Annotated in this window: 19 protein-coding genes; 4 read left to right on the top strand and 15 right to left on the bottom strand. The window is 72.6% G+C overall.

The genetic code is table 11. From position 1 onward, the window contains the following. The first annotated feature begins 68 nt into the window (after window positions 1-68). A complete protein-coding gene (locus tag DEJ28_RS13260) occupies window positions 69-740 on the top strand; it encodes a DUF899 family protein (protein WP_111115235.1) in 672 nt (223 codons plus the stop codon). A 153-nt stretch (window positions 741-893) separates the two neighbouring features. On the opposite strand, the gene DEJ28_RS13265 is transcribed toward DEJ28_RS13260, so the two are convergent. Then, window positions 894-1,931, bottom strand: a complete 1,038-nt coding sequence (locus tag DEJ28_RS13265; protein WP_111115168.1) for a dipeptidase — start codon at window positions 1,929-1,931, stop codon at window positions 894-896. A 43-nt stretch (window positions 1,932-1,974) separates the two neighbouring features. Between DEJ28_RS13265 and DEJ28_RS13270 the strand changes: the two genes are divergently transcribed. Together DEJ28_RS13270 and DEJ28_RS13275 are read left to right on the top strand one after the other, a co-directional pair. Continuing rightward, window positions 1,975-2,550 carry a GNAT family N-acetyltransferase gene (locus tag DEJ28_RS13270; RefSeq protein ID WP_111115167.1) on the top strand — a complete coding sequence of 192 codons (576 nt, stop codon included), beginning with the start codon at window positions 1,975-1,977 and terminating at the stop codon, window positions 2,548-2,550. Continuing rightward, entirely contained in the window at window positions 2,547-3,011 is a 465-nt protein-coding gene (locus DEJ28_RS13275; protein ID WP_111115166.1) for an SRPBCC family protein, read from the top strand. Before DEJ28_RS13270 ends, DEJ28_RS13275 begins: the two co-directional genes overlap by 4 nt. A 100-nt stretch (window positions 3,012-3,111) precedes the next feature. Here DEJ28_RS13275 and DEJ28_RS13280 read toward each other — a convergent pair whose 3' ends face one another. The 6 genes from DEJ28_RS13280 to DEJ28_RS13305 form a co-directional block, all read right to left on the bottom strand. Further along, window positions 3,112-3,945 (bottom strand): MurR/RpiR family transcriptional regulator, encoded by an 834-nt coding sequence (locus DEJ28_RS13280; RefSeq protein ID WP_111115165.1) that lies wholly within the window; start codon window positions 3,943-3,945, stop codon window positions 3,112-3,114. Next, a complete protein-coding gene (locus tag DEJ28_RS13285; RefSeq protein WP_111115164.1) occupies window positions 3,942-5,201 on the bottom strand; it encodes an allantoate amidohydrolase in 1,260 nt (419 codons plus the stop codon). Before DEJ28_RS13285 ends, DEJ28_RS13280 begins: the two co-directional genes overlap by 4 nt. Further along, window positions 5,198-6,463 carry a pyridoxal-phosphate-dependent aminotransferase family protein gene (locus DEJ28_RS13290; protein WP_111115163.1) on the bottom strand — a complete coding sequence of 422 codons (1,266 nt, stop codon included), beginning with the start codon at window positions 6,461-6,463 and terminating at the stop codon, window positions 5,198-5,200. Before DEJ28_RS13290 ends, DEJ28_RS13285 begins: the two co-directional genes overlap by 4 nt. A gap of 42 nt (window positions 6,464-6,505) precedes the next feature. Then, window positions 6,506-7,909 carry an allantoinase AllB gene (allB, locus tag DEJ28_RS13295; protein ID WP_111115162.1) on the bottom strand — a complete coding sequence of 468 codons (1,404 nt, stop codon included), beginning with the start codon at window positions 7,907-7,909 and terminating at the stop codon, window positions 6,506-6,508. After that, window positions 7,906-8,670, bottom strand: a complete 765-nt coding sequence (locus DEJ28_RS13300; RefSeq protein WP_111115161.1) for an aspartate/glutamate racemase family protein — start codon at window positions 8,668-8,670, stop codon at window positions 7,906-7,908. Before DEJ28_RS13300 ends, allB begins: the two co-directional genes overlap by 4 nt. A gap of 156 nt (window positions 8,671-8,826) precedes the next feature. Continuing rightward, entirely contained in the window at window positions 8,827-10,386 is a 1,560-nt protein-coding gene (locus tag DEJ28_RS13305) for an NCS1 family nucleobase:cation symporter-1 (protein ID WP_111115160.1), read from the bottom strand. 264 nt (window positions 10,387-10,650) lie between these two features. On the opposite strand from DEJ28_RS13305, the gene DEJ28_RS13310 reads away from it, so the two are divergent. Further along, window positions 10,651-11,424, top strand: a complete 774-nt coding sequence (locus DEJ28_RS13310) for an SGNH/GDSL hydrolase family protein (RefSeq protein WP_111115159.1) — start codon at window positions 10,651-10,653, stop codon at window positions 11,422-11,424. A 4-nt stretch (window positions 11,425-11,428) separates the two neighbouring features. Here DEJ28_RS13310 and DEJ28_RS13315 read toward each other — a convergent pair whose 3' ends face one another. The 8 genes from DEJ28_RS13315 to DEJ28_RS13350 form a co-directional block, all read right to left on the bottom strand. After that, window positions 11,429-11,956 carry a GNAT family N-acetyltransferase gene (locus DEJ28_RS13315; protein ID WP_111115158.1) on the bottom strand — a complete coding sequence of 176 codons (528 nt, stop codon included), beginning with the start codon at window positions 11,954-11,956 and terminating at the stop codon, window positions 11,429-11,431. 87 nt (window positions 11,957-12,043) lie between these two features. Then, window positions 12,044-12,493, bottom strand: coding sequence for a Fe-S cluster assembly sulfur transfer protein SufU (gene sufU / locus DEJ28_RS13320; protein ID WP_111115157.1), 450 nt, complete (start codon window positions 12,491-12,493; stop codon window positions 12,044-12,046). Continuing rightward, complete coding sequence (locus tag DEJ28_RS13325) at window positions 12,490-13,782, bottom strand: SufS family cysteine desulfurase (protein ID WP_111115156.1); 1,293 nt, start codon at window positions 13,780-13,782, stop codon at window positions 12,490-12,492. Before DEJ28_RS13325 ends, sufU begins: the two co-directional genes overlap by 4 nt. 109 nt (window positions 13,783-13,891) lie before the next feature. Beyond that, window positions 13,892-14,104, bottom strand: a complete 213-nt coding sequence (locus DEJ28_RS13330; protein WP_111115155.1) for an Rv0909 family putative TA system antitoxin — start codon at window positions 14,102-14,104, stop codon at window positions 13,892-13,894. Window positions 14,105-14,230: 126 nt separating this feature from the next. Then, window positions 14,231-15,556 carry a chloride channel protein gene (locus DEJ28_RS13335; RefSeq protein WP_111115154.1) on the bottom strand — a complete coding sequence of 442 codons (1,326 nt, stop codon included), beginning with the start codon at window positions 15,554-15,556 and terminating at the stop codon, window positions 14,231-14,233. A 56-nt stretch (window positions 15,557-15,612) separates the two neighbouring features. Next, on the bottom strand, window positions 15,613-16,080 hold the full coding sequence (locus DEJ28_RS13340) for a TFIIB-type zinc ribbon-containing protein (protein ID WP_111115153.1): 468 nt from the start codon (window positions 16,078-16,080) through the stop codon (window positions 15,613-15,615). A 141-nt stretch (window positions 16,081-16,221) separates the two neighbouring features. Further along, window positions 16,222-18,417, bottom strand: coding sequence for an alpha-galactosidase (locus DEJ28_RS13345; protein ID WP_111115152.1), 2,196 nt, complete (start codon window positions 18,415-18,417; stop codon window positions 16,222-16,224). Window positions 18,418-18,431: 14 nt separating this feature from the next. Then, window positions 18,432-19,415, bottom strand: coding sequence for a magnesium and cobalt transport protein CorA (locus DEJ28_RS13350; RefSeq protein WP_111115151.1), 984 nt, complete (start codon window positions 19,413-19,415; stop codon window positions 18,432-18,434). Window positions 19,416-19,447: the final 32 nt, after the last annotated feature.

Raw genomic sequence — 19,447 nt, forward strand, 5'->3', positions numbered from 1 at the left:
CGTGTCCCTGTCTCGTGACGCACGCGCGTTCCGCGCGTATCGTGCGCCGCAACGACGAGGAGGTCGGGATGTCCAAGGACGAGCAACCCGCAGCCGCGCCACCGGTGGTCGACCGCGCAGCGTTCGATGCGGCACTGGCCGACCAGGTGCGCGACGAGAAGGAACTGACGCGGCACGGGGACCGCGTCTCGGCGTCACGACGCCGCCTGCCGATGGTCCGGGTCGACGACTACGTCTTCGACGGTCCGGACGGGCCCGTCCGCCTGACCGAGCTGTTCGGCGACCGCTACCTGCTCCTGGTGCAGAACGTCATGTACGCACCGGACTGGGAGGACGCCTGCCCGAGCTGCACCTGGGCCGTCGACACCCTGCCGGCGAACATGGGGCGCCTCGACGACGAGGCGATCGCGTTCGCGCTCGTGTCGCAGGCACCCGTGGAGAAGCTCGAACGGTGGCGCGAGCGGAAGGGGTGGCCGCACCGGTGGGTGTCGTCCGGCAACACGAGCTACCACGACGACTGGGGCTGGACGATCCACCACGACGACTACGACGGCCCTGTGCCCGGGTACTCGTACTACCTGCTGCGCGACGGCCTGCCCTACCTGACCTACGCGACCGGCGCTCGCGGCACCGAGGCGGTCCTGCCGGTCGCGCACATCATGGACCGCACGGCGTACGGGCGGCAGCAGGACTGGGAGGACAGCCCCGACGGCTGGCCGCAGTACCCCACGTACGGCTGACCCCGGGTCCCGCGGCTGCTCTCGTAGCGGCGCCGAGATCGCACTCCGTGCCGCTTCCCCCGGGCCTGAGATCGCAATCCGTGGTGCTTCGTCCGCCGGCGTCCCCGCCGAAGTGCGATCTCGCGCTCGCGACCCGCACGCACCCCGGACGGATCAGCGGACGAAGGCCGTCCGCGCGAAGCGCTCGTCGGTCTCCTCGAGCACACGCAGCACGTTGCCACCGGCCAGCGCCCGGAGTTCGTCGGCAGCCCATCCGCGGCGCTGCAACTCCGCCGCGAGCACCGGGTACCGCGAGACGTCCCGCAGGTCCGGCGGCAACACCGGCGTGCCGTCGTAGTCGCCGCCCAGCCCGATGTGCGCCGCTCCGGCGACCGCACGGGCGTGCTCGACGTGGTCGGCGACGTCGGACACGGTCACGAGCGGAGCCGCCCCCACCGAGCCGCCGTCCTCCCACTCGGCCCATGCCCGCGACACGAACTGCGGCACGAACGTGATCATCACGACGCCGCCGTTGTCGGCGAGGCGGGCGAGGACGTCGTCGGGGACGTTCCGCGGGTGGTCGTTGACGCCGACGGTCGACGAGTGGCTGAACACGACCGGCTGCGTGGCGACGTCGAGGGCGTCACGCATCGTCGCCGGTGCCGTGTGCGACAGGTCGACGAGCATGCCGATCCGCTCCATCTCCGCAACGACCTCGCGACCGCGGTCGGTCAGCCCGCCGTGCTCGCGGGCGCCCGTCGCCGAGTCCGCCCACGGAGTGTCGTCGTTGTGGGTGAGGGTCATGTACCGGACGCCGAGCCGGGCGAGGGTGCGGAGCACGGCCAGGTCGTCGCCGATGGAGTGACCCCCCTCGGCCCCGAGCAGCGAGGCGATGCGACCGGAGTCGATCGCCGCCCGGACCTCGACCGCCGTGCGCGCCAGCGCGAGCGACTCCGGGTACCGCTCGATGATCCGGTGCGCGACGTCCACCTGCTGCAGGGTGGTGCGGACCGGGTCCGGGTCGTCGGCCGGCACGAACACGGACCAGAACTGCCCGACGACGCCGCCCGCGCGGAGCTTCGGCAGGTCGGTGTGCAGCGAACCGTCCTCGGAGTCGATGCCCTCGACGCCTGAGTCGTGACCGTCGCGACGCTCCCACGGCAGGTCGTTGTGGCCGTCGATGACCGGGAACGGGAGCGCGTCGAACGTCATCCCACGACGCTACCGTCCGTCCCGCCGTCGTTAGGCTCGGCCCATGGAACCCGTCACGCTCCGCACCGATCGGCTCGTGCTCTCCGTCCCGGAGCCCACGGACTCCGACGACGTCGTGGCCTACGCGAACGACCCGGACGTCATCGCGTACACACCCGTACCGGTGCCGTACGGCCATGCCGAGGCGAAGCACTGGATCTCCGAGGTCGTCCGGCCCGGGTGGACAGCCGGCACACGCTACGAGTTCGGGGTCCGTCGCGCCGATGACCTCCGGCTGCTCGGCACCGTCGGCCTGTTCGGCTTCGTCGACGGCGCAGCCGAGATCGGCTACGCGATGCACCCGGACGGCCGCGGGAACGGGTTCATGACGGAGGCGGCGCGGGCTGTCCTCGACTGGGCCTTCGCGCCGGAGCCGCACGGGCTCGGGTTCGCGCGGGTGCAGTGGCGGGCGATCGCGACGAACACGCCGTCCGCGGCGATCGCCGAGCGGCTCGGCCTCCGGTACGAGGGCCGGCTCCGCTCCGGGGTGTTCCACCGCGGCGAGCGCCACGACCAGCTCATCGCCGCGGTGCTCCGTGACGACGACCGATCGGCGCCGACGGTCTGGCCGACCGCGTGACGGTGTCGTTCCGCGTCGTCACCGAGCTCGACGCGCCGCCGGAGCGCGCGTTCGCGCTGTCCCTCGACATCGGTGCGCACGAACGGTCGATGGCGGCGAGCAGCGAACGTGCCGTGGCCGGCACCACTTCCGGCACGATCGGGTTGGGTGAGACCGTCACCTGGCGCGCGCGGCACTTCGGGGTCGTCTGGCAGATGACGAGCCGGATCACCGCCCTGGAGGCTCCCCACCAGTTCATCGACGAACAGGTCCGTGGTCCGTTCGCCCGGTTCCACCACGTCCATCGCTTCGAGCCGTCGGCTCGCGGCACCCGGATGGTCGACGACATCGAGTTCCGAGCGCCGCTCGGCCCGCTGGGACTGGTGGCCGAGCAGGTCGCGCTGGCGCGCTACCTGCCGCGCCTCATCGCTGCCCGTAATGCGTCACTCGCCGCTGAACTCCGCGCCTCGGCCGGGGACTGACCAGGTGCCGAGATCGCACTTCGTGCCGGATCGGCGCCGGCGTCGGCCGCCGGAGTGCGATCTCGGCGACGAGCACGCGACGTGGGCGCGACGTCGGCGGTCACGGGGCCGTGAGCTCGCCGAGCGCGTCGTAGGCGTTCGCCACGGCGTCGACCCGCGTCCGCCCGCTCGGTCCGGACGCCTCGTACACGTCGTTGGCGATCGCGGCGACGACCGCGAACAGCGCCGCCATCGAGTCGAACGCCGACGGGGAGTCCACCGGGCAGAGGATCGCGGTGGCGGCAGGGGCCGCGATGACCGCGGCGGTGGGGTCGCCGAGCACGACGACGTCTGCCCCGGTGCCAACGCAGTGCCCGACGAGGCGCCCGACCCCGGACGCGTGCCGTCGCACCGTGACGATGACGACGAGGTCACGACGGTCGAGGTCGGCGACCTCTTCCCCGAGGCGCTGCCCGGGAGCCGGGCCGATCCGGACGTCCGGACGGACCTGAGCGAGCTGGGCGCGGAGCTGCAGGGCGATCGGGTAGGCGCCGCGCTCGCCGACCACGAGGACGCGTCGGGCCCGGACGATGCGACGCGCGAGCCGGGGGCGGTCCGCGCGGGCGAGCGAGGCGAACGCCGCGTCGAGGTTCCGCGACTCGACGGCGCGCTGGTCGACGTGGGCGGCGTCCTCCGCAGCCCAGGGCAGACCGGAACCCCGCGCGGACATGAGGTTCTGCCGGACCTCGGCGGCGTCCTGGAACCCGAGCGACCGGACGAGCCGCGAGACCGTGGCCTTCGACGTGCCCGACTCGGCGGCGAGCTCGGCCGAGGTGCCGACGAGCAGGAGCTCCGGATCGTGGCGCACCATCGCGGCGACGCGTCGTTCGGCCGGCGAGAGCTGCTCCCAGACGGAGTCGATGCGGGCGCGGACGTCGGGTCCGGCGGTGCTCATGCGCGGGCCGCCCGTTCGACGGCGACGGCGAGTGCGTCGAGTCCGAGGGCGATGTCCTCGGTCGACACGAACTCGTCCGGGTGGTGACTGATGCCGTCCGGGTTCCGCAGGAAGAGCATCGCGACGTCGGTCACGAGCCCGAGGGACATGGCGTCGTGCCCGGCGCGGGAGAACAACTCCATCGGCTGGGACTCCCCCGTCGACTCGATCCCGGCCCGGACGGCGTCCATGAGCCGCGGCGCGCAGAACACGGCGGGCGCCCGGTGCACCTCGGTCGGCGTCACGCTGACCCCGCGGCGTTCCCCGATGAGCGTGAACGCCTTCGTGAGCTCGTCCCAGACCCGGTCGCGTCCTTCGTCGAACTCACCGCGGAGGTCGACGGAGAACCGTGCCAGTCCCGGCACGACGTTGACCGCCCCGGGTTCGACGGTCATGGTGCCCACGGTCCCGACGTGCTGCGTCGCCCGGCAGATCCGCTCGACGGCGAGAGCGGCCTCGGCAGCGGCGAGCAGCGCGTCGTGCCGACGCTCGTACGGGGTGCCGCCGGCGTGCCGGGCTTCGCCGACGGCCTCGACGGTGAACCGCCGTGCGCTGGCGATGCTCGTGACGACGCCGAGCGCCTGACCGGCTTGTTCGAGGTACGGCCCCTGCTCGATGTGCGCCTCGAGGTAGCCGACGACGGCCGAGGGGTCCACGGCGGCCTCGGCGACGCGATCGGGCTCGAGCCCGAAGTCCGTGAACGCGTCGCGGAGGGTGACGCCCGCACCGTCCCGCAGGTCCCACCACGCTTCGTCCCACACCCCGGCGACCGCGGAGGACCCCAGCAGCGCCTTGCCGAACCGGGTGCCCTCTTCGTCGGAGAAGGCGATGACCTCGAGCGCGACGGGCAGCGGGCCGTCGGCGGTGAGCCGGGCGACGGTGCGGATCGCCATGAGGACCCCGACGATCCCGTCGTACCGACCGGCGTCGACCACGGTGTCGAGGTGCGAGCCGAGGAGCAGCACGGCGGCGTCCGGTGCGGCACCGTCGACCCGGCCGTGCAGGTTGCCGGCGGCGTCCTGCCAGGTGCGGAGCCCGGCGTCCTCCATCCAGCCCGCGACGAGGGTGTTGACCCGGGCGTGCTCGGGCGACAGGTAGACGCGGGTGATGCGGCCGGTCTCCTCGGTGACCAGGGCGAGTTCGTCGCACCAGCGTGCGACGAGCCCGGCGTCGACGGCGCCCAGGTCGGTGGCGGTGAGCACCGGGGTGTCGCTCACGCGGGGACCCCGGCGGCCGTGACGTCGGCCGGGGTACCGGCGTGGACGCCGAGCGCCGCGTAGACGTCGAGCGCCGCGTCGACGCCCCCGCCGTGCGGCACCGCGTGTCCGGCCCGGCGAAGGGCGTGCTCGAGCGCGGCGAGCGTCGTCACGACGGTGTCCTTCCGGGCGTTGTAGCCCATCGTGCCGATGCGCCACACCTTGCCGTGCAGGGGTCCGAACGACGTGCCGATCTCGATGCCGTGGTCGTCGAGCATCGCGGCGCGGACCTCGTCGCCGACGACGTCGGACGGGATCTCGACCGCGACGACGTTGTGCATCTTGTGCCCGAGGTCGCCGAAGACGCCGAGTCCGAGCGCCTGCACACCGGCGAGCATCGCGCGCCCGGCGGTCTCGTGCCGGGCGATGACCGCGGCACGGCCTTCCTCGAGCAGGATGCGGGCGCACTCGTTCGCCGCGTAGAGCATCGAGGCGGCCTCGGTGTGGTGGTTGAGCCGTCGCGGACCCCAGTAGTCGAGGATCATCGCGAGGTCGAGGTAGTTCGACCGGATCGGGTCGTCGGAGACCTCGTCGCCGGGCTCGCGGATTCCCGCCTCGACGCTGCGACGGCCGTCGAGCACGGACACGGCCTTCGGCGAGAGGGTGAGGGGCGCACTGCCGGACGGTCCGCCGAGGCACTTCTGCAGGCCGGCGCTGACGGCGTCGATCCCCCACGCGTCCACCTCGAGGGGGTTGCCGCCGATGGTGGCGGTCGCATCGGTGTAGAACAGGACGCCGTGCCGCTCGCAGATGGCCCCGAGCTCGTCGAGCGGCTGGTTCATCGTGGTCGAGGTGTCGCCCTGGACGATCGCGAGGACCTTCGGCCGGACGCGGGCGACGGCTTCTTCGATCGCGGACGGCGTGAACACCTGTCCCCATGCCGTCTCGATGGTGTGGACCTCGGCACCGGCACGTCCGGCGATCTCGGCGAGGAGGTGGCCGAAGCGGCCGAACACCGGGACGAGCACGCGGTCGCCCGGGGCGAGCAGGGAGACGAGCGCCGCCTCGATGCCCGCGCGCGACGTGCCGTCGACGAGCACGGTGGCGTCGTTGACGGTGCCGAACAACCGTCGGTAGAGATCCTGTGTCTCGTTCATCGTGGTGGTCATCCACGGGTCGTACTGCCCGACGAGCGGGGTCGAGAGGGCCCGGAGCACGCGCGGGTCGGCGGTGATCGGGCCCGGTCCCATGAGGAGACGAGCGGGCGGGTTCACTGGGAGCATGGTGGTTCCTCCGTTCCTGATCCGAAGATATCGGAACGATCGTTACAGGTGTGTTTCGGCGGCCACGGACACCGGCAGCGGCACGGACACCGGCAGTGGCTCGGGCACCGGCCGCGGGACGAGTTGCCCGTCGACGGCCGTGACCCCGGACTGCGCGGAGGCGATGCGCCGCCCCCGGAGCCAGGTCTCGGTGACGCGGCCCCGGGCCTGCAGTCCGGCGAACGCGGAGACCGGGTTGCGGTGCGCGAGACCGGCCACGTCGATGACCGCGGTGGCCACCGGGTCGAAGACGGCGAAGTGCGCGAGCGCACCCGGTGCGATGACGCCGCGGTCGGTGAAACCGGCGAGCGCCGCCGGACCGGTCGTGAACAGCGGCAGCAGGCGCTCGAGCGGGATGCCGCGGCGAGCCGCCTCGGTCCACACGGCACGGAAGCCGACCTGCAGCCCCGCGATCCCGCCCCACGCGAGCCCCCAGTCGTCGACCTTGAGGTCAGCGGTCGACGGCGAGTGGTCCGACACGACCATGTCGATCGTCCCGTCGAGGAGTCCCTGCCAGAGTGCGTCCCGGTTGGCGTCGTCGCGGATCGGCGGGCAGCACTTGTACTCCGTGGCGCCGTCCGGGATCGCACCGGCCTCGAACGCGAGGTAGTGCGGGCAGGTCTCGACCGTGATCCGCACGCCGTCGTCCTTCGCGGCACGGATCATCGGCAGCGCGCCGGCGTCGGACAGGTGCAGCACGTGCACGCGGGCCCCGGTCGCGCGCGCCCCGTCGATCACGCGGGCGATCGCGGACCGCTCGGCTTCGACGGGACGGGTGGCGAGGAAGTCCGCGTAGCGCTCGCCGAGGGCGTCGTGCGCGACCAGGTGGTCGGGGTCCTCGGCGTGGACGATGAGGAGCGCGTCGATGTGCGCGACCTCCGCGATCGCGGCGGCCAGCTGCTCGGCGTCGAGGTGCGGGAACTCGTCGACGCCGGACGGCGCGGTGAAGCACTTGAAGCCGAAGACGCCCGCGTCGTGCAACGCGTCGAGCGACCCGAGGCTGGCCGGGACGGCGCCGCCCCAGAACCCGACGTCGACCGCGACCCGGCCCCGGGCGCTGGCGCGCTTCACCGCGAGCGCGTCCACGGTGGTCGTCGCCGGGATCGAGTTGAGCGGCATGTCGATGATGGTCGTCACCCCGCCGAGCGCCGCGGCGCGGGTGGCGGAGGCGAATCCCTCCCACTCGGTGCGGCCCGGCTCGTTGACGTGCACGTGGGTGTCGACGAGACCGGGGAGCAGGACGTGGCCGTCCGGCACGCTCCGGTCGTCCTGCGCGTCGACGGCCGCGTCGAACGCGAGGACCGCGTCGACGCGCCCGTCACGGACGACGATCGCGGCCGGGCGGAAGGCACCGTCGACCCAGGTGCGCCGTGCGCGGAGGACGAGGTCGGCCTGGAGGCCGGTCATGCGCCCGCCCCGACCGTCGCGACCGCCGCCGGGTGGCGTTCGAACCCCGCCAGCAGTCCCGACATCGGCTTGACGGGTGGCGGCGCGTACTCGCCCCGCTTGCCCGTCGTGAGGCCGAGGCGCACGAGCGACTCGGCGAGGACCGTGGCCGCCGCGACGCCGTCGACCACCGGGGCACCGATCTCGCGCGAGACGTCGGCGCAGAAGTCGGCCATCCCCGCGCACCCGAGCACCACGGCGTCGGCGCCACCAGCGATGACGGCCCGGCACTCCTCGACGACGAGCGCCCGTGCGCCGGAGGACGGGTCGTCGAGCCGGAGCACGGGGACCTCGCACGCCCGGATCTCGGTGACGAGCGACGCGAAGCCGTAACGCTCGGCGAGCTCGTGCGCCCGTCCCGTCGTCCGGCCGAGCGTGGTCACCACGCCGAACCGACGACCGAGCATCGCGGCGGCGTGGAAGCCGGCCTCGGCGATGCCGATCACGGGGCCGGCGGCGATCTCACGCGCGGCGTCGAGCCCAGGGTCGCCGAAGCAGGCGACCACGTACGCGTCCACCCCGTCCCGCTCCCCGAGGGCGATCTGCTCGAGGAGCCCGGGGACGGCGAGGGCTTCCTCGTAGTGGCTCTCGATCGAGGCCGGTCCCATCGTCGGGTGCACGGCTTCGACGAGGGTGCCGGGCCCGGCGACCGCTGCGGCGGCGGCACCGATGGTCCGGGTCATCGACGCGGTGGTGTTGGGGTTGACGACGCGGATGCGCATCTGGGTCCTTCCGGTGGAGCGGGCGGTGCGGTGGAGCGGCGGTGCTGGGTGGTGACCATCGTGGCGGAGGTGAGCCGCGCCTCCAGGCCGTGGGGTGGAACTGTGGACGACCGAAGGTCGCGACCCGCCTGTGGAGGACGGGCCGCGACGAGTCGGTCAGGCGCGTCCGGCGGCTGCGCCGTCGTCGACCGTGGGGTCGTCCGCGTCGAGGACGGGCATGCTCGGCCGGGCCCGCTCGAGGGCCCAGAAGACCACCAGTCCGAGCGCGCAGCCGATGAACCAGCTGTAGCTCGACAGCCAGGTGACCACGCCGAGCGCCGGGGGCAGGACCGCGCTGGCGACCGAGACGACACCGGTGATCACGAGGGTCCAGATCGCGTTCGGGTTGAAGCCCTTGGCGTACCAGTACCGAGCGCTCGGGTCCTTCGTGTACATGTCGTCGACCGCCACACGCTGCTTCGCGACGATGTAGTAGCCGGCGATGAGGATGCCGAACAGCGGGCCGATCAGGGCGCCCAGCACACCGAGCGTGTAGAGGATCGCCTGGTCGTTGCCGTACCAGTTCCACGGGGTGAGGAGCACGGAGCCGACGGCGGCGATCATGCCGCCCGCACGCCAGCTGATCTTCCGCGGGGCGACGTTCGAGAAGTCGAACGCGGGGCTGATGAAGTTCGCGACGATGTTGATGCCGACGGTCGCGGTCACGAACGTCAGGCCGCCGAGCAGGATCGCGAACGGTGCGCCGATGGCCTGCACGGTCTCGATCGGGTCGGTGATGAGCTTGCCGAACACCGGCACCGTGGCACTCGCGCAGAGCACCGTGAGGATCGAGAAGAACAGGAAGTTGATCGGCAGACCCCAGAGGTTGCCGCGCTTCACGGCGTCGAAGGACTTCGCGTAGCGGGAGAAGTCGCCGAAGTTGAGCATCGGGCCGGAGAAGTAGCTGACGACCAGGGCGATCGCGGACAGCATGACCGGGATGCTCGCGCCGAACGAGAGCGGCGCGCCCACCGAAAGGTTCAACGAGATGTTGCCGATGCCCGCCTGGCTGACGAGGTACACCGCGAGGGCGATCATCACGACGTACACCGCGGGACCGGCGAAGTCGATGAACTTCTTGATCGCGTCCATGCCCATCCAGAACAGGGCTCCCTGGGCGACCCAGAGGATGGCGTAGGAGATCCAGCCGAGCGCGGACAGGCCGAGGAACGAGTGGTCGAGCAGCCCCGCCGACGCCGGGATGAACTTGAGGAAGACGATGTTGAGCGACTGCGCGGCGAGGAAGGTCTGCACGCCGTACCAGGCCATCGCGATGAGACCGCGGATGATCGCGGGGACGTTCGCGCCGAGGACGCCGAAGACCGCGCGGTTGATCACCGGGTACGGCACGCCGGTGCGCTGGGACGGCTTCGCGACGAGGTTCGCGAAGACCTGCACGATGAGGATGCCGACGACGAGGGCGATGAGGACCTGCCAGCTGGCGATGCCGAGCGCGAAGAGCGACCCGGCGGTGACGTACCCGCCGACCGAGTGCACGTCGGACATCCAGAACGCGAAGATGTTGTAGCTCGTCCAGCTCTGCTTGCGGAGCGGTGCGAGGTCTTCGTTCGTGAGTGCCGGGTCGTACCCCGGCTTGACGACACCGGCACCGGCGGGCGCTGGTGTCGCGAGGGGGGCGTGGGGCGTGGCGATCGGGGCTTGGATCTCGGTGGCCATGGCGTCCTCCGGAGGAGTGGGAAGGGCGAGCGGTGCCCGCCTCTGACCACGAAGCTACGGAGGCTCTTCGATGCGCCCGTTTCCCGTGTGTAACGGTCGTGTGTCCGGACACCGGTCCTGAAACGCTCGTTCCGGGGCGAGCGCCGGACGCCGGCAGCGCGGCGCCGGCAGCGCGGCACCGGCAGCGCGGCACCGACAGCGCCGCACCGGCAGCGCCGGCACCGGGCGGGGAACGTGCACAGGCTTGTGCAGGATGATGGCGGGATGCAGCACAGTGTCCGGTACGTGGCCATCGGCGACAGCTTCTCCGAGGGCATCGGCGACGCCGGTGCCGTCCCCTTCCCCGGCTGGACCGGTCGCCTGGCCAGCGGGATGGCCGAGCACCTCGGCGCCCCCGTCGACTACGCCAACCTCGCGGTCCGGGGTCGCCTGCTCGCCGGGGTCCTCGACGGCCAGCTCGACGCCGCACTCGCGCTCGACCCCACGCCCACGCTCATCACCTTCTGCGCCGGCGGCAACGACCTGCTCCGTCCGCGCTTCGACGTGCAGGGACTCATCGCGCAGCTCGAGACGGCCGTCACGAGCGTGCTCGATCGCGGCGTCCGGATCGCCCTGCTCAGCCCGGCCGACCCGAGCGCCAGGCTCCCCCTCGGCTCGCTCATCAACCGCCGCGGCGACGCCTGGGCCGAAGCCCTCGGCGACCTCGCCCGGCGACACGACCTGCCCTTCGTCGACGTCTCACGCGACGACCACCTGCGCCGTGCCGAGTTCTGGTCGGAGGACCGGCTCCACATGAACGCGGTCGGGCACCAGCGCGTCGCCGACCTCGCCCTGCACGCCGTCGTCGACGGTCCGGCACCCGTCGTCCCGCCGCAGGCCCGGGTGGACCGGAGGCGGCTGCGCGAGGAGGCGCAGTACTACCGCGAGCACGTGCTCCCCTGGATCGGTCGACGGGTGACGCGTCGGTCCTCGGGCGACGGCCGGGCGGCGACCTTCCCGACCTGGACCACCGCGACACCGCTCGGCCAGGAGCGCTGACGGCTCAGGCCACGCTGACCCACGCGCGGCACGGTCGGCCGCTCAGTGCGTGCGGGAACGACGCCCCGAGCGGCCGGAACCCGGCGCTCCGGTAGAGCCCGAGCGCGGGCTCGTTGTCGTCGAGCGCGTGCAGCAGGCACCGCGGGTGACCGGCGCGACGGGCCTCGGCGACGGCGGCCAGCAGCAGGGAGCGGCCGAGCCCCCGTCCCTGCGCGCGGGAGTCGACGGCGAGGAGCGAGAGGTACGCGGCGTCGTCGAGGTCGCCCGGCATCCCGCTGCCCGGCGCGGTGACGAGCGCGAACCCCGCGAGTCCCCCACGCCCAGCGCGCCCACCGGACCCGGCCGGTCCGTCCGACGCAGCGTCGTCCGCCACGAGCAGCGCCACCCGCTCCTCCGCGAACTTCGCCCGCGCCCGCGCTCGGACCTCGTCCGACGCGGGCATCCCGTCACGCGCTGCCACGGCCCCCGCCCACAACTCGACGCAGTCCTCGACCTCGTCCTCCGTCGCGGCGCGCACGACACAGGATTCCATCACCCCTCCAGCCTACGACGGCGTCCCTGTCGGCCTGGAGGCGCGGTGTCGGCCCGCCCCGCGCCTCCAGGCCGTCAGCCGGTCACGTCACGGGCGTGCGCTCGCCTCGCGCACGGCGGCCTCGGCCGCGACCCACGCGAGCATGCCGCACTTCACGCGCATGACGAACTTCGAGACACCGTGGAAGGCGACCAGGTCCTCGAGGACGTCCTCGTCCGGCTCGCCGACGCCTCGGGACCGCATCATCGTGCGGAACGCGTCGGTGAGCGCCTGGAGCTCCGGCACCGTCCGGCCGACGGCCATGTCGGTGAGCACCGACGCCGAGGCCATCGAGATCGAGCAGCCGTCCCCCTGCCAGGCGAGTGCGGCGATGCGGTCCGTGCCGGGGTCGAGCCGGACGCGCACGGTGATCTCGTCACCGCACGTGGGGTTCCGCTCGAAGTGCGAGGCGTCGGCGTCGGGCAGCTCGGCGTCGCCGTGGCGGGCCTTGGCGTGGTCGAGGATGACCTGCTGGTACAGGGAGTCGAGGCTGCTCACGAGGCCGCTCCGAAGTAGCCGCGGATCTCGCCGACGGCCCGGAGGAAGCGGTCGACGTCCTGCTCGGTCGTGTACACGTACGTGCTCGCTCGGCTGGTGGCGGTCAGCCCGAGTCGGCGGTGCAGGGGCTGGGCGCAATGGTGCCCGGAGCGCACGGCGATGCCCTGCGCGTCGAGGTACTGCGAGACGTCGTGCGCGTGCACACCGTCGACGTCGAACGACACGAGACCGGACCGGGGCACCCCGGCGGGCGGGCCGACGGGGTGGATCCCGGGGACCTCGGCGAGGCCGTCGAGCAGGCGCTGGGCGAGGTGCTCCTCGTGCGCGCGCACCCGCTCCATGCCGATGCCCTGCAGGTAGCGCACGGCCTCGGCGAGGGCGACGGCCTGGGACACCGGCTGCGTGCCCGCCTCGAAGCGCTCGGGTGCGGGCATGAACTCGCTGTGCTCCATCGTCACCGTGGTGATCATCGAGCCGCCGGTGCGGAACGGCGGCAGGGCGTCGAGGAGTTCCTGCCGTCCCCAGAGCACGCCGATGCCGTTCGGACCGAGCATCTTGTGCCCGGAGAACGCCGCGAAGTCGACCCCGAGCTGCTGCACGTCGAGCGGCCGGTGCGGTGCCGACTGGCAGGCGTCGAGCACGACCAGGGCACCGCGGGCGTGGGCAGCCGCGACGACGGCCGACACCGGCGCGATCATCCCGGTGACGTTCGACACGTGGGCGAACGCGACGACCTTCGTGTGCTCGGTGATCAGCGCGACGGCGTCCTCGGCGGTCCAGGTGCCGTCGTCGGCGACGGGCACCCAGCGGAGCGTCGCACCGGTGAGCGCGACGAGCTCCTGCCATGGGACGAGGTTGGCGTGGTGCTCGGCCTCGGTGACGAGGACCTCGTCCCCCGGACCGATCCGGAAGCGCTCGGCGTCCGCACCGCCCCGACCACGACTGGCGTTCGCGATGCCGTACGCCACCAGGTTGAGGGCGTCGGTGGCGTTCGACGTCCAGACGACCTCGGTCGGGGCCGCGGCACCGATGAAGCCGGCCACGGTGGCGCGGGCGTCCTCGTAGGCGTCGGTGCTCAGCGCCGCGAGGGTGTGCGCGCCGCGGTGCACGGCGGCGTTGTCGTGCTCGAGGAAGCGGCGTTCGGCGTCCAGCACCTGCCGGGGTCGTTCGGCGGTCGCCCCGGAGTCGAGGTAGGCGAGGGGGAACCCGTTCACCTCCTGTTGGAGGATCGGGAAGTCCCGTTTGATCGCCTCGACCTCGGACTCGGTGAGCGGTTGGTTCGGCGCCACGACAGTCACCTCCCCATGGTGGTCCGTGCGCCGCCCGGCGTCCAGTCGGCCGCACCAGCCCACGGCGAACGCCCCGGACGACCCCGTCCAGGGCGTCCCCGTCAGCGGACTACTGGTTGCCGACCTGCTTGTCGGCAGCGTCGCGCGCGCCGTCGATCTTGTCGTCGAACTTGCCGCCGGTCGCCTTCTTCACGGCGTCCGCGACGCCGTCGAGGACCTTGTCGCTCACACCCTCGGCCTGCTCGCTCTTCAGGGCGTCCTGGACCTTGCCGTCCTTGAGGAACTCCTGCGCCTTCTTCGTGATGTCGTCGAAGCCCGCCATCGCCGTCTCCTTGCGTCGTGCGGAGCCCAGCGCCCCGTCGTGGACGCGATGCTAGGCCCCTTGTCCGCATCGCGCACGGGTCGTGACGCACTGTTCACCCCGACGCGGTGTCCACCCGCGAGGGGGTCAGACCATCTGCGCGCTGCGTCGCCGTGCGAGCACGTACCCGACCGCGACCGACCCGGACACGGCGAGCAACGACGGGATGAGGACGTCGGTGCCCTGCTGCGTGAACTCGACCACGAGGACGAGCGCGGTGAACGGCGCACGCATCGTCGTCGCGAGGAAGGCCGCGGCGCCGATGAACGCGAAGGCCGTCAGGCCCTGGCCGTCCGTCGGCCAGAGGAGCAGCCAGAGTCCGCCGAGCCCGCCGCCGACGGCTGAGCCGATCGCGATGGACGGGGTGAGCGTGCCGCCGACGGCTCCGGCGCCGATGGTCGCCGAGGTCGTGATGGTGCGGATGACGCCGAGGACGAGCAGGAACAGGATCGGCGACAGCCCCGCGACCGACCCCGCATCGAGCGAGGCGTTCATCGCCACGAGGCCGAGCGCCCGCCCGTTGCCGAGGATCTCCGGGAAGGGCACGGCGATGAGCCCGACCATCGCGAACACGACGGGGAGCACGACCAGCAGGTGCCACCCCTTCGGCGCGATGCCCTGCAGCCGGTTCGTGAGCTGCACGAAGCCCACGCCGGCGAGGCCGAGCACCGGGCCGACGATCACGGCCCAGACGAGCAGGGACGGCGAGAGGTGCATCGCCGGCACGTGGTAGAGCACCTCGTCCGGGATCACCAGCCGCGCGACGAGGGCCGCGACCGCGCTCGTCGCGAACGCCGGCAGCGCGGTGGCGAAGGTGATCTCGCCGAGCAGGACCTCGACCGCGAAGAGCGCGCCGCCGAGCGGGACGTCGTACACGGCGGCGAGCCCCGCGGCCGCACCGCACGCCACGAGGATCTTCGTCTCGCGGACGCTCAGGCCGGCACGGGCGGTGACGAGCTGCGACAGCCACGCCCCGATCTCCCGCGGCGCCACCTCCTTGCCGATCGAGGCACCGAGGCCGACGGCGAGGATCTGGACACCGGCGTTGCCGACCGTGGCGAGCGCCGGCATCCGCTTGCCGCCGACCGCGGCGGGGACCGAGACGATGGGCCGGCCCCAGCGCCGGAGCGCCCACCACGCGAACCCGGTCAGGACACCGGCGGCGACGAGGGCGAGGAACCGGTTGCGGCCCGACGGGGCGTCCGCCGCCTCGAGGTGCCCGCCGAACGGGTACCCGAACGCGACGAACTGGATGAGCTGCAGTGCGAGCCAGACCGAGATGCCGGCGATGCCCCCGGCGACCCCCACGAGCGCCGTGACGACGGCGAGCTTGAGTGCCCAGAGCGGGGTCGCGCGGTGAGGCGGGGTCGCGCGGTGAGGGGCGGTGCGTGTCGCGTGTCCCGTGTGCGGCATGCGGGGAAGCCTAACGGCTCCCCCGCCGACGCCCGGTCATCGGGCGAGCACCCCGATCAGTCGAAGAGCTCGCTCAGCCAGTTGCCGCGGCGCTTCTTGCCGTACCCGTTCTGCTGCCCGTACCCGGGCTGCCCGTACTGCTGGCCGTACCCGGGCTGGCCGTACCCGTGTCGGCCCTGCTTGTCCCACGATGCCGGCGACCCGGGCGACCGCGGCGACGCGTACCCGTTCCGCGGCACCGCCATGCCCGGCGCGTACGCGGGCTGCCCGTACGGCTGCTGTCCGTACGGCTGCTGCCCGTACGACGGCTGCGGCGTGGGCTGCGGCGTGGGCTGCTGCGTGGGCTGCTGCGTGGGCGACGGGGTCGGGGCCACCGACTGTTCCGGGCCGCCCGACGCGCGCTCGATGATCTTGTCGAGCTCGCCGCGGTCGAGCCACACGCCCCGGCACTCCGGGCAGTAGTCGATCTCGATGCCGGATCGCTCCGACATCACGAGGGTGGCCTGGTCGTTGGGGCAGTGCATGGGGAGTCCTTCCGGATGCACGCGCCGGAGCCGACGCGTTCCTGTGATCCTGGTCAGGTTCCATGAGGCGACCATGCGAAGGACCTGGACGGACCCGGTGAGTCGACCCGCGCCTCCAGGCCGCCAGCTGGCCCCGCGGACTCAGACGGCGCTCAACCGGAACGGCACCACGCAGTCGGCCGGCACGAGCGGCGGCTGCAGGCCGACCGTCTCGAGCACGTGACCGGCGAAGACCCGGACGCCCGACCACCAGGCCGGAGCGACGATCGCGGAACCGTCGCCGATCACGACGGGGTCGACGCGGTACGCCGCTTCCGGGTCGAGCCCGCGGAACCGGATCCGTCCGGTGCCGGACACCTCGGAACGGCCGGTGCTCACGAAGAAGAAGACCGCGTCGCGTGCACCGGGCGCGACCGTGCCGTACACGAGGCGGGCGTCGTCGACCTCGTCCATCCGCACGAGGTCCCCGCCGTGCAGCACCGCGCGCCACTCCTTGTACCGGGCGATCCAGGACGCGAGACCGGCTTCCTCGTCCGGCGTCGCCTGGGCGAGGTCCCACTCGATGCCGAGGTGCCCGACGATCGCGGTGCCGGCACGGAACGCCAGGTCGTGCACGCGGCCGGTCGTGTGGTTCCGCCCGCTCGCGATGTGCGCACCGAGGAGCTCCGGGGGCAGGAGCTGCTGCGTCCACCGGTGCATCTGCTGCCGCTCGAGGGGGTCGATGTCGTCCGACACCCAGACCCGGTCGGTGTGCTCGAGGACCCCGAGGTCGACCCGCGCGCCGCCCGACGAGCACGACTCGATCTCGAGCGAGGGGAAGCGCTCCTTGAGCGTCGCCATCAACCGGTACGCGGCGAGGGTCTGCTCGTGCACCGCGGCACCACCACCGGGGCGGCCGGCCTCGACGAGGTCACGGTTGTGGTCCCACTTCACGTACTCGATCCCGTACTCGCCGATGATCGCCGTCATCCGCTCGAGGACGTACGCGAACGCCTCCGGGATGCCGAGGTTGAGCACCTGCTGGTCCCGCGAACGCAGCGGCAGACGATCGCCGGCCTGCAGGATCCACTCCGGGTGCGCCCGGGCGAGGTCGCTGTCCTCGTTCACCATCTCCGGCTCGAACCACAGGCCGAACGTCATGCCGAGCGTACGGACCCGGTCGACGATCGGGCCGAGCCCCTCCGGCCAGACGTCCTCGTCGACGTACCAGTCGCCGAGGCCCGCGTGGTCGTCGCGGCGGTTCCGGAACCAGCCGTCGTCGAGGACGTACCGCTCGACCCCCAGCCGTGCGGCGCGCTCGGCGAGGTCGGTGAGCCGGGCGAGGTCGTGGTCGAAGTAGACCGCCTCCCACACGTTGATCGTCATCGGGCGCGGGGTCGACGGGTGCTGCGGACGGCTCCGGATCCAGCGGTGGAAGCGACGGGCCTGGTCGTCGAGACCGTCCCCGTACGCGGCGTACAGCCACGGCCCCTCGTACGTCGCGCCGGTGTCGAGCCGGACCTCGCCGGGCAGCAGCAGCTCGCCGCCGCCGACGACCTGCCGTCCGGTCGCCAGCCGCTCGGCGAGGTGCCGGTGGTTCCCGCTCCACGCGGTGTGGACGCCCCAGACCTCGCCGTGGGCGAAGCCGAACCCGGGGACGCCGACGCTGAGCACCGTGGCGGCGTCGGCCCCGGTGCGGCCCTTCCGGCCCTCGCGCTCGTGCGTCCCGACGACGAGTTCGCGGCGCTGCGGCGTGCGCTCCTTGCCCCAGCGGCCGGCGAAGTCGAGGACCTCGCGGGCGTGGGACGGCACCGGCAGGGCGAGGGTGAGGTCGTCGACGGTGTACGCGCCCGCGGCGGTGTTCGTGACGGCGGCGCGGGTGCGGACGAGGCCGGAGGGGAGCATCTCGACGGTGAGCGTGAGGGCGAGGCCGGCGGTGTCGTCGGCGGCGTGGACGGTGACGGTGCCGACGTTGGCGGTGACGCCCGCGGCCCCGCCTGCTGGCGCGGTGCCGCCGCCGTGGGCGTGCCCGCCGGTCGCGGCGACTCGTGCCTGCACGTCGAGCGACGTCACGGTGAACGCCGGCGACCAGTCGCGCCCGTCCCGGTGTCCGGAGAGCCCCGGCCGACCGGTCCAACCACGGTGCGGCTCCGGCAGGATCGCCAGCCGCACCGGCACGTCGGCCTCGTTCGGAGCGACCGGTGCGACGTCGGCCACCGCGAGCGCGAGGAGCTCCGCGTCGTCGAGGTCCCCGAGCGCCGCGCCCCAGTGCACCACCGCGGGGAGCGCCCCGTCACGGCAGTCCAGCACGAGGGAGACGCCCCCGGCGCGCAGGTGGACGAAGTCGTTCGTGTTCACGGCGACAGTCTTCCTCAGAACCAGCGCTTGACCTTGAACACCACCCAGAGGACCGCCGCGAACGCCACCATCGCGACGATCGCGAGCGGGTACCCGAACCGCCACTGCAGCTCCGGCATGTGCGTGAAGTTCATGCCGTAGACCGCCGCCACCAGCGTCGGGGCGAACAGGATCGCCGCCCACCCGGAGATCTTCTTCGTGTCGTCGTTCTGCTTCTGCGCCGCGAGCGTCGAGTCGACCGTCAGCGCGTTCTGGAGGAGCTGCCGGAACGTGTCGAGCCGCTCCACGGTCCGGATCGCGTGGTCGAGGACGTCACGGAACCGCCGCTGCATCTCCACCGGCAGGTGGTACTTCTCCGCACCGCGGTGCAGGTTCTCGATGATGTGGATGAGCGGGCGGGCGGCTCGCTGGAAGTCGACGACCTCGCCGAACAGCTCGTAGACGCGGCGGGAGACCCCGGCCTCGCCCGCGAACAACTGGTCCTCGATCTGGTTGATGTCCTCTTCGAGGCCGTCGATCACCGGCACGTACCCGTCCACGATCGTGTCCATCAGCGCCCAGAGCTGCGCCTGCGGGCCGACGGTCACGAGCCCCGGCTTGCCGCTCATGCGCTGCAGTGCCCTCGGCACGGTGTGGGCACCGCGCGGGTCGGCCTTCACGACGACGAGGAAGAAGTTCTCCCCGACGAAGGCGTGCACCTCGCCGAACTCGACCTCCTCCGCCGTGTCGTTGTACAGCGCCGGCTTCAGCACGACGAACAGCGTCGAGCCGTAGCGCTCGAGCTTCGGTCGCTGGTGCCCCTCGGCGGAGTCCTCGACCGCCAGCTCGTGCAGTCCGAGGGCGACCGCGACGTCGCCGAGCTCCTCGGCGTCGGGCTGGTACAGCACGATGCACGCACTGGCGCCCTGGTCCTCGAGCATCCGGAAGGTGTCGTCGAGCGAGGGACTCGGGATCGGAGCGATCCGGTCGACGTAGACGGTGTTCAGCTCGACGGTCACGCCACCACCGTACGCAGGATGGGCACCCACCG

It is taken from the genome of Curtobacterium sp. MCPF17_002, assembly GCF_003234115.2.
In the GTDB taxonomy this organism is placed as follows: Bacteria; Actinomycetota; Actinomycetes; order Actinomycetales; family Microbacteriaceae; genus Curtobacterium.

Bases quoted from the DNA above. Each gene is read 5' to 3' on its own strand.
- DEJ28_RS13260 (WP_111115235.1), top strand. From the start codon at position 69: ATGTCCAAGGACGAGCAACCCGCAGCCGCGCCACCGGTGGTCGACCGC.
- DEJ28_RS13265 (WP_111115168.1), bottom strand. From the start codon at position 1,931: ATGACGTTCGACGCGCTCCCGTTCCCGGTCATCGACGGCCACAACGAC.
- DEJ28_RS13270 (WP_111115167.1), top strand. From the start codon at position 1,975: ATGGAACCCGTCACGCTCCGCACCGATCGGCTCGTGCTCTCCGTCCCG.
- DEJ28_RS13280 (WP_111115165.1), bottom strand. From the start codon at position 3,945: ATGAGCACCGCCGGACCCGACGTCCGCGCCCGCATCGACTCCGTCTGG.
- DEJ28_RS13290 (WP_111115163.1), bottom strand. From the start codon at position 6,463: ATGCTCCCAGTGAACCCGCCCGCTCGTCTCCTCATGGGACCGGGCCCG.
- allB (WP_111115162.1), bottom strand. From the start codon at position 7,909: ATGACCGGCCTCCAGGCCGACCTCGTCCTCCGCGCACGGCGCACCTGG.
- DEJ28_RS13300 (WP_111115161.1), bottom strand. From the start codon at position 8,670: ATGCGCATCCGCGTCGTCAACCCCAACACCACCGCGTCGATGACCCGG.
- DEJ28_RS13305 (WP_111115160.1), bottom strand. From the start codon at position 10,386: ATGGCCACCGAGATCCAAGCCCCGATCGCCACGCCCCACGCCCCCCTC.
- DEJ28_RS13310 (WP_111115159.1), top strand. From the start codon at position 10,651: ATGCAGCACAGTGTCCGGTACGTGGCCATCGGCGACAGCTTCTCCGAG.
- DEJ28_RS13315 (WP_111115158.1), bottom strand. From the start codon at position 11,956: ATGGAATCCTGTGTCGTGCGCGCCGCGACGGAGGACGAGGTCGAGGAC.
- DEJ28_RS13330 (WP_111115155.1), bottom strand. From the start codon at position 14,104: ATGGCGGGCTTCGACGACATCACGAAGAAGGCGCAGGAGTTCCTCAAG.
- DEJ28_RS13335 (WP_111115154.1), bottom strand. From the start codon at position 15,556: ATGCCGCACACGGGACACGCGACACGCACCGCCCCTCACCGCGCGACC.
- DEJ28_RS13340 (WP_111115153.1), bottom strand. From the start codon at position 16,080: ATGCACTGCCCCAACGACCAGGCCACCCTCGTGATGTCGGAGCGATCC.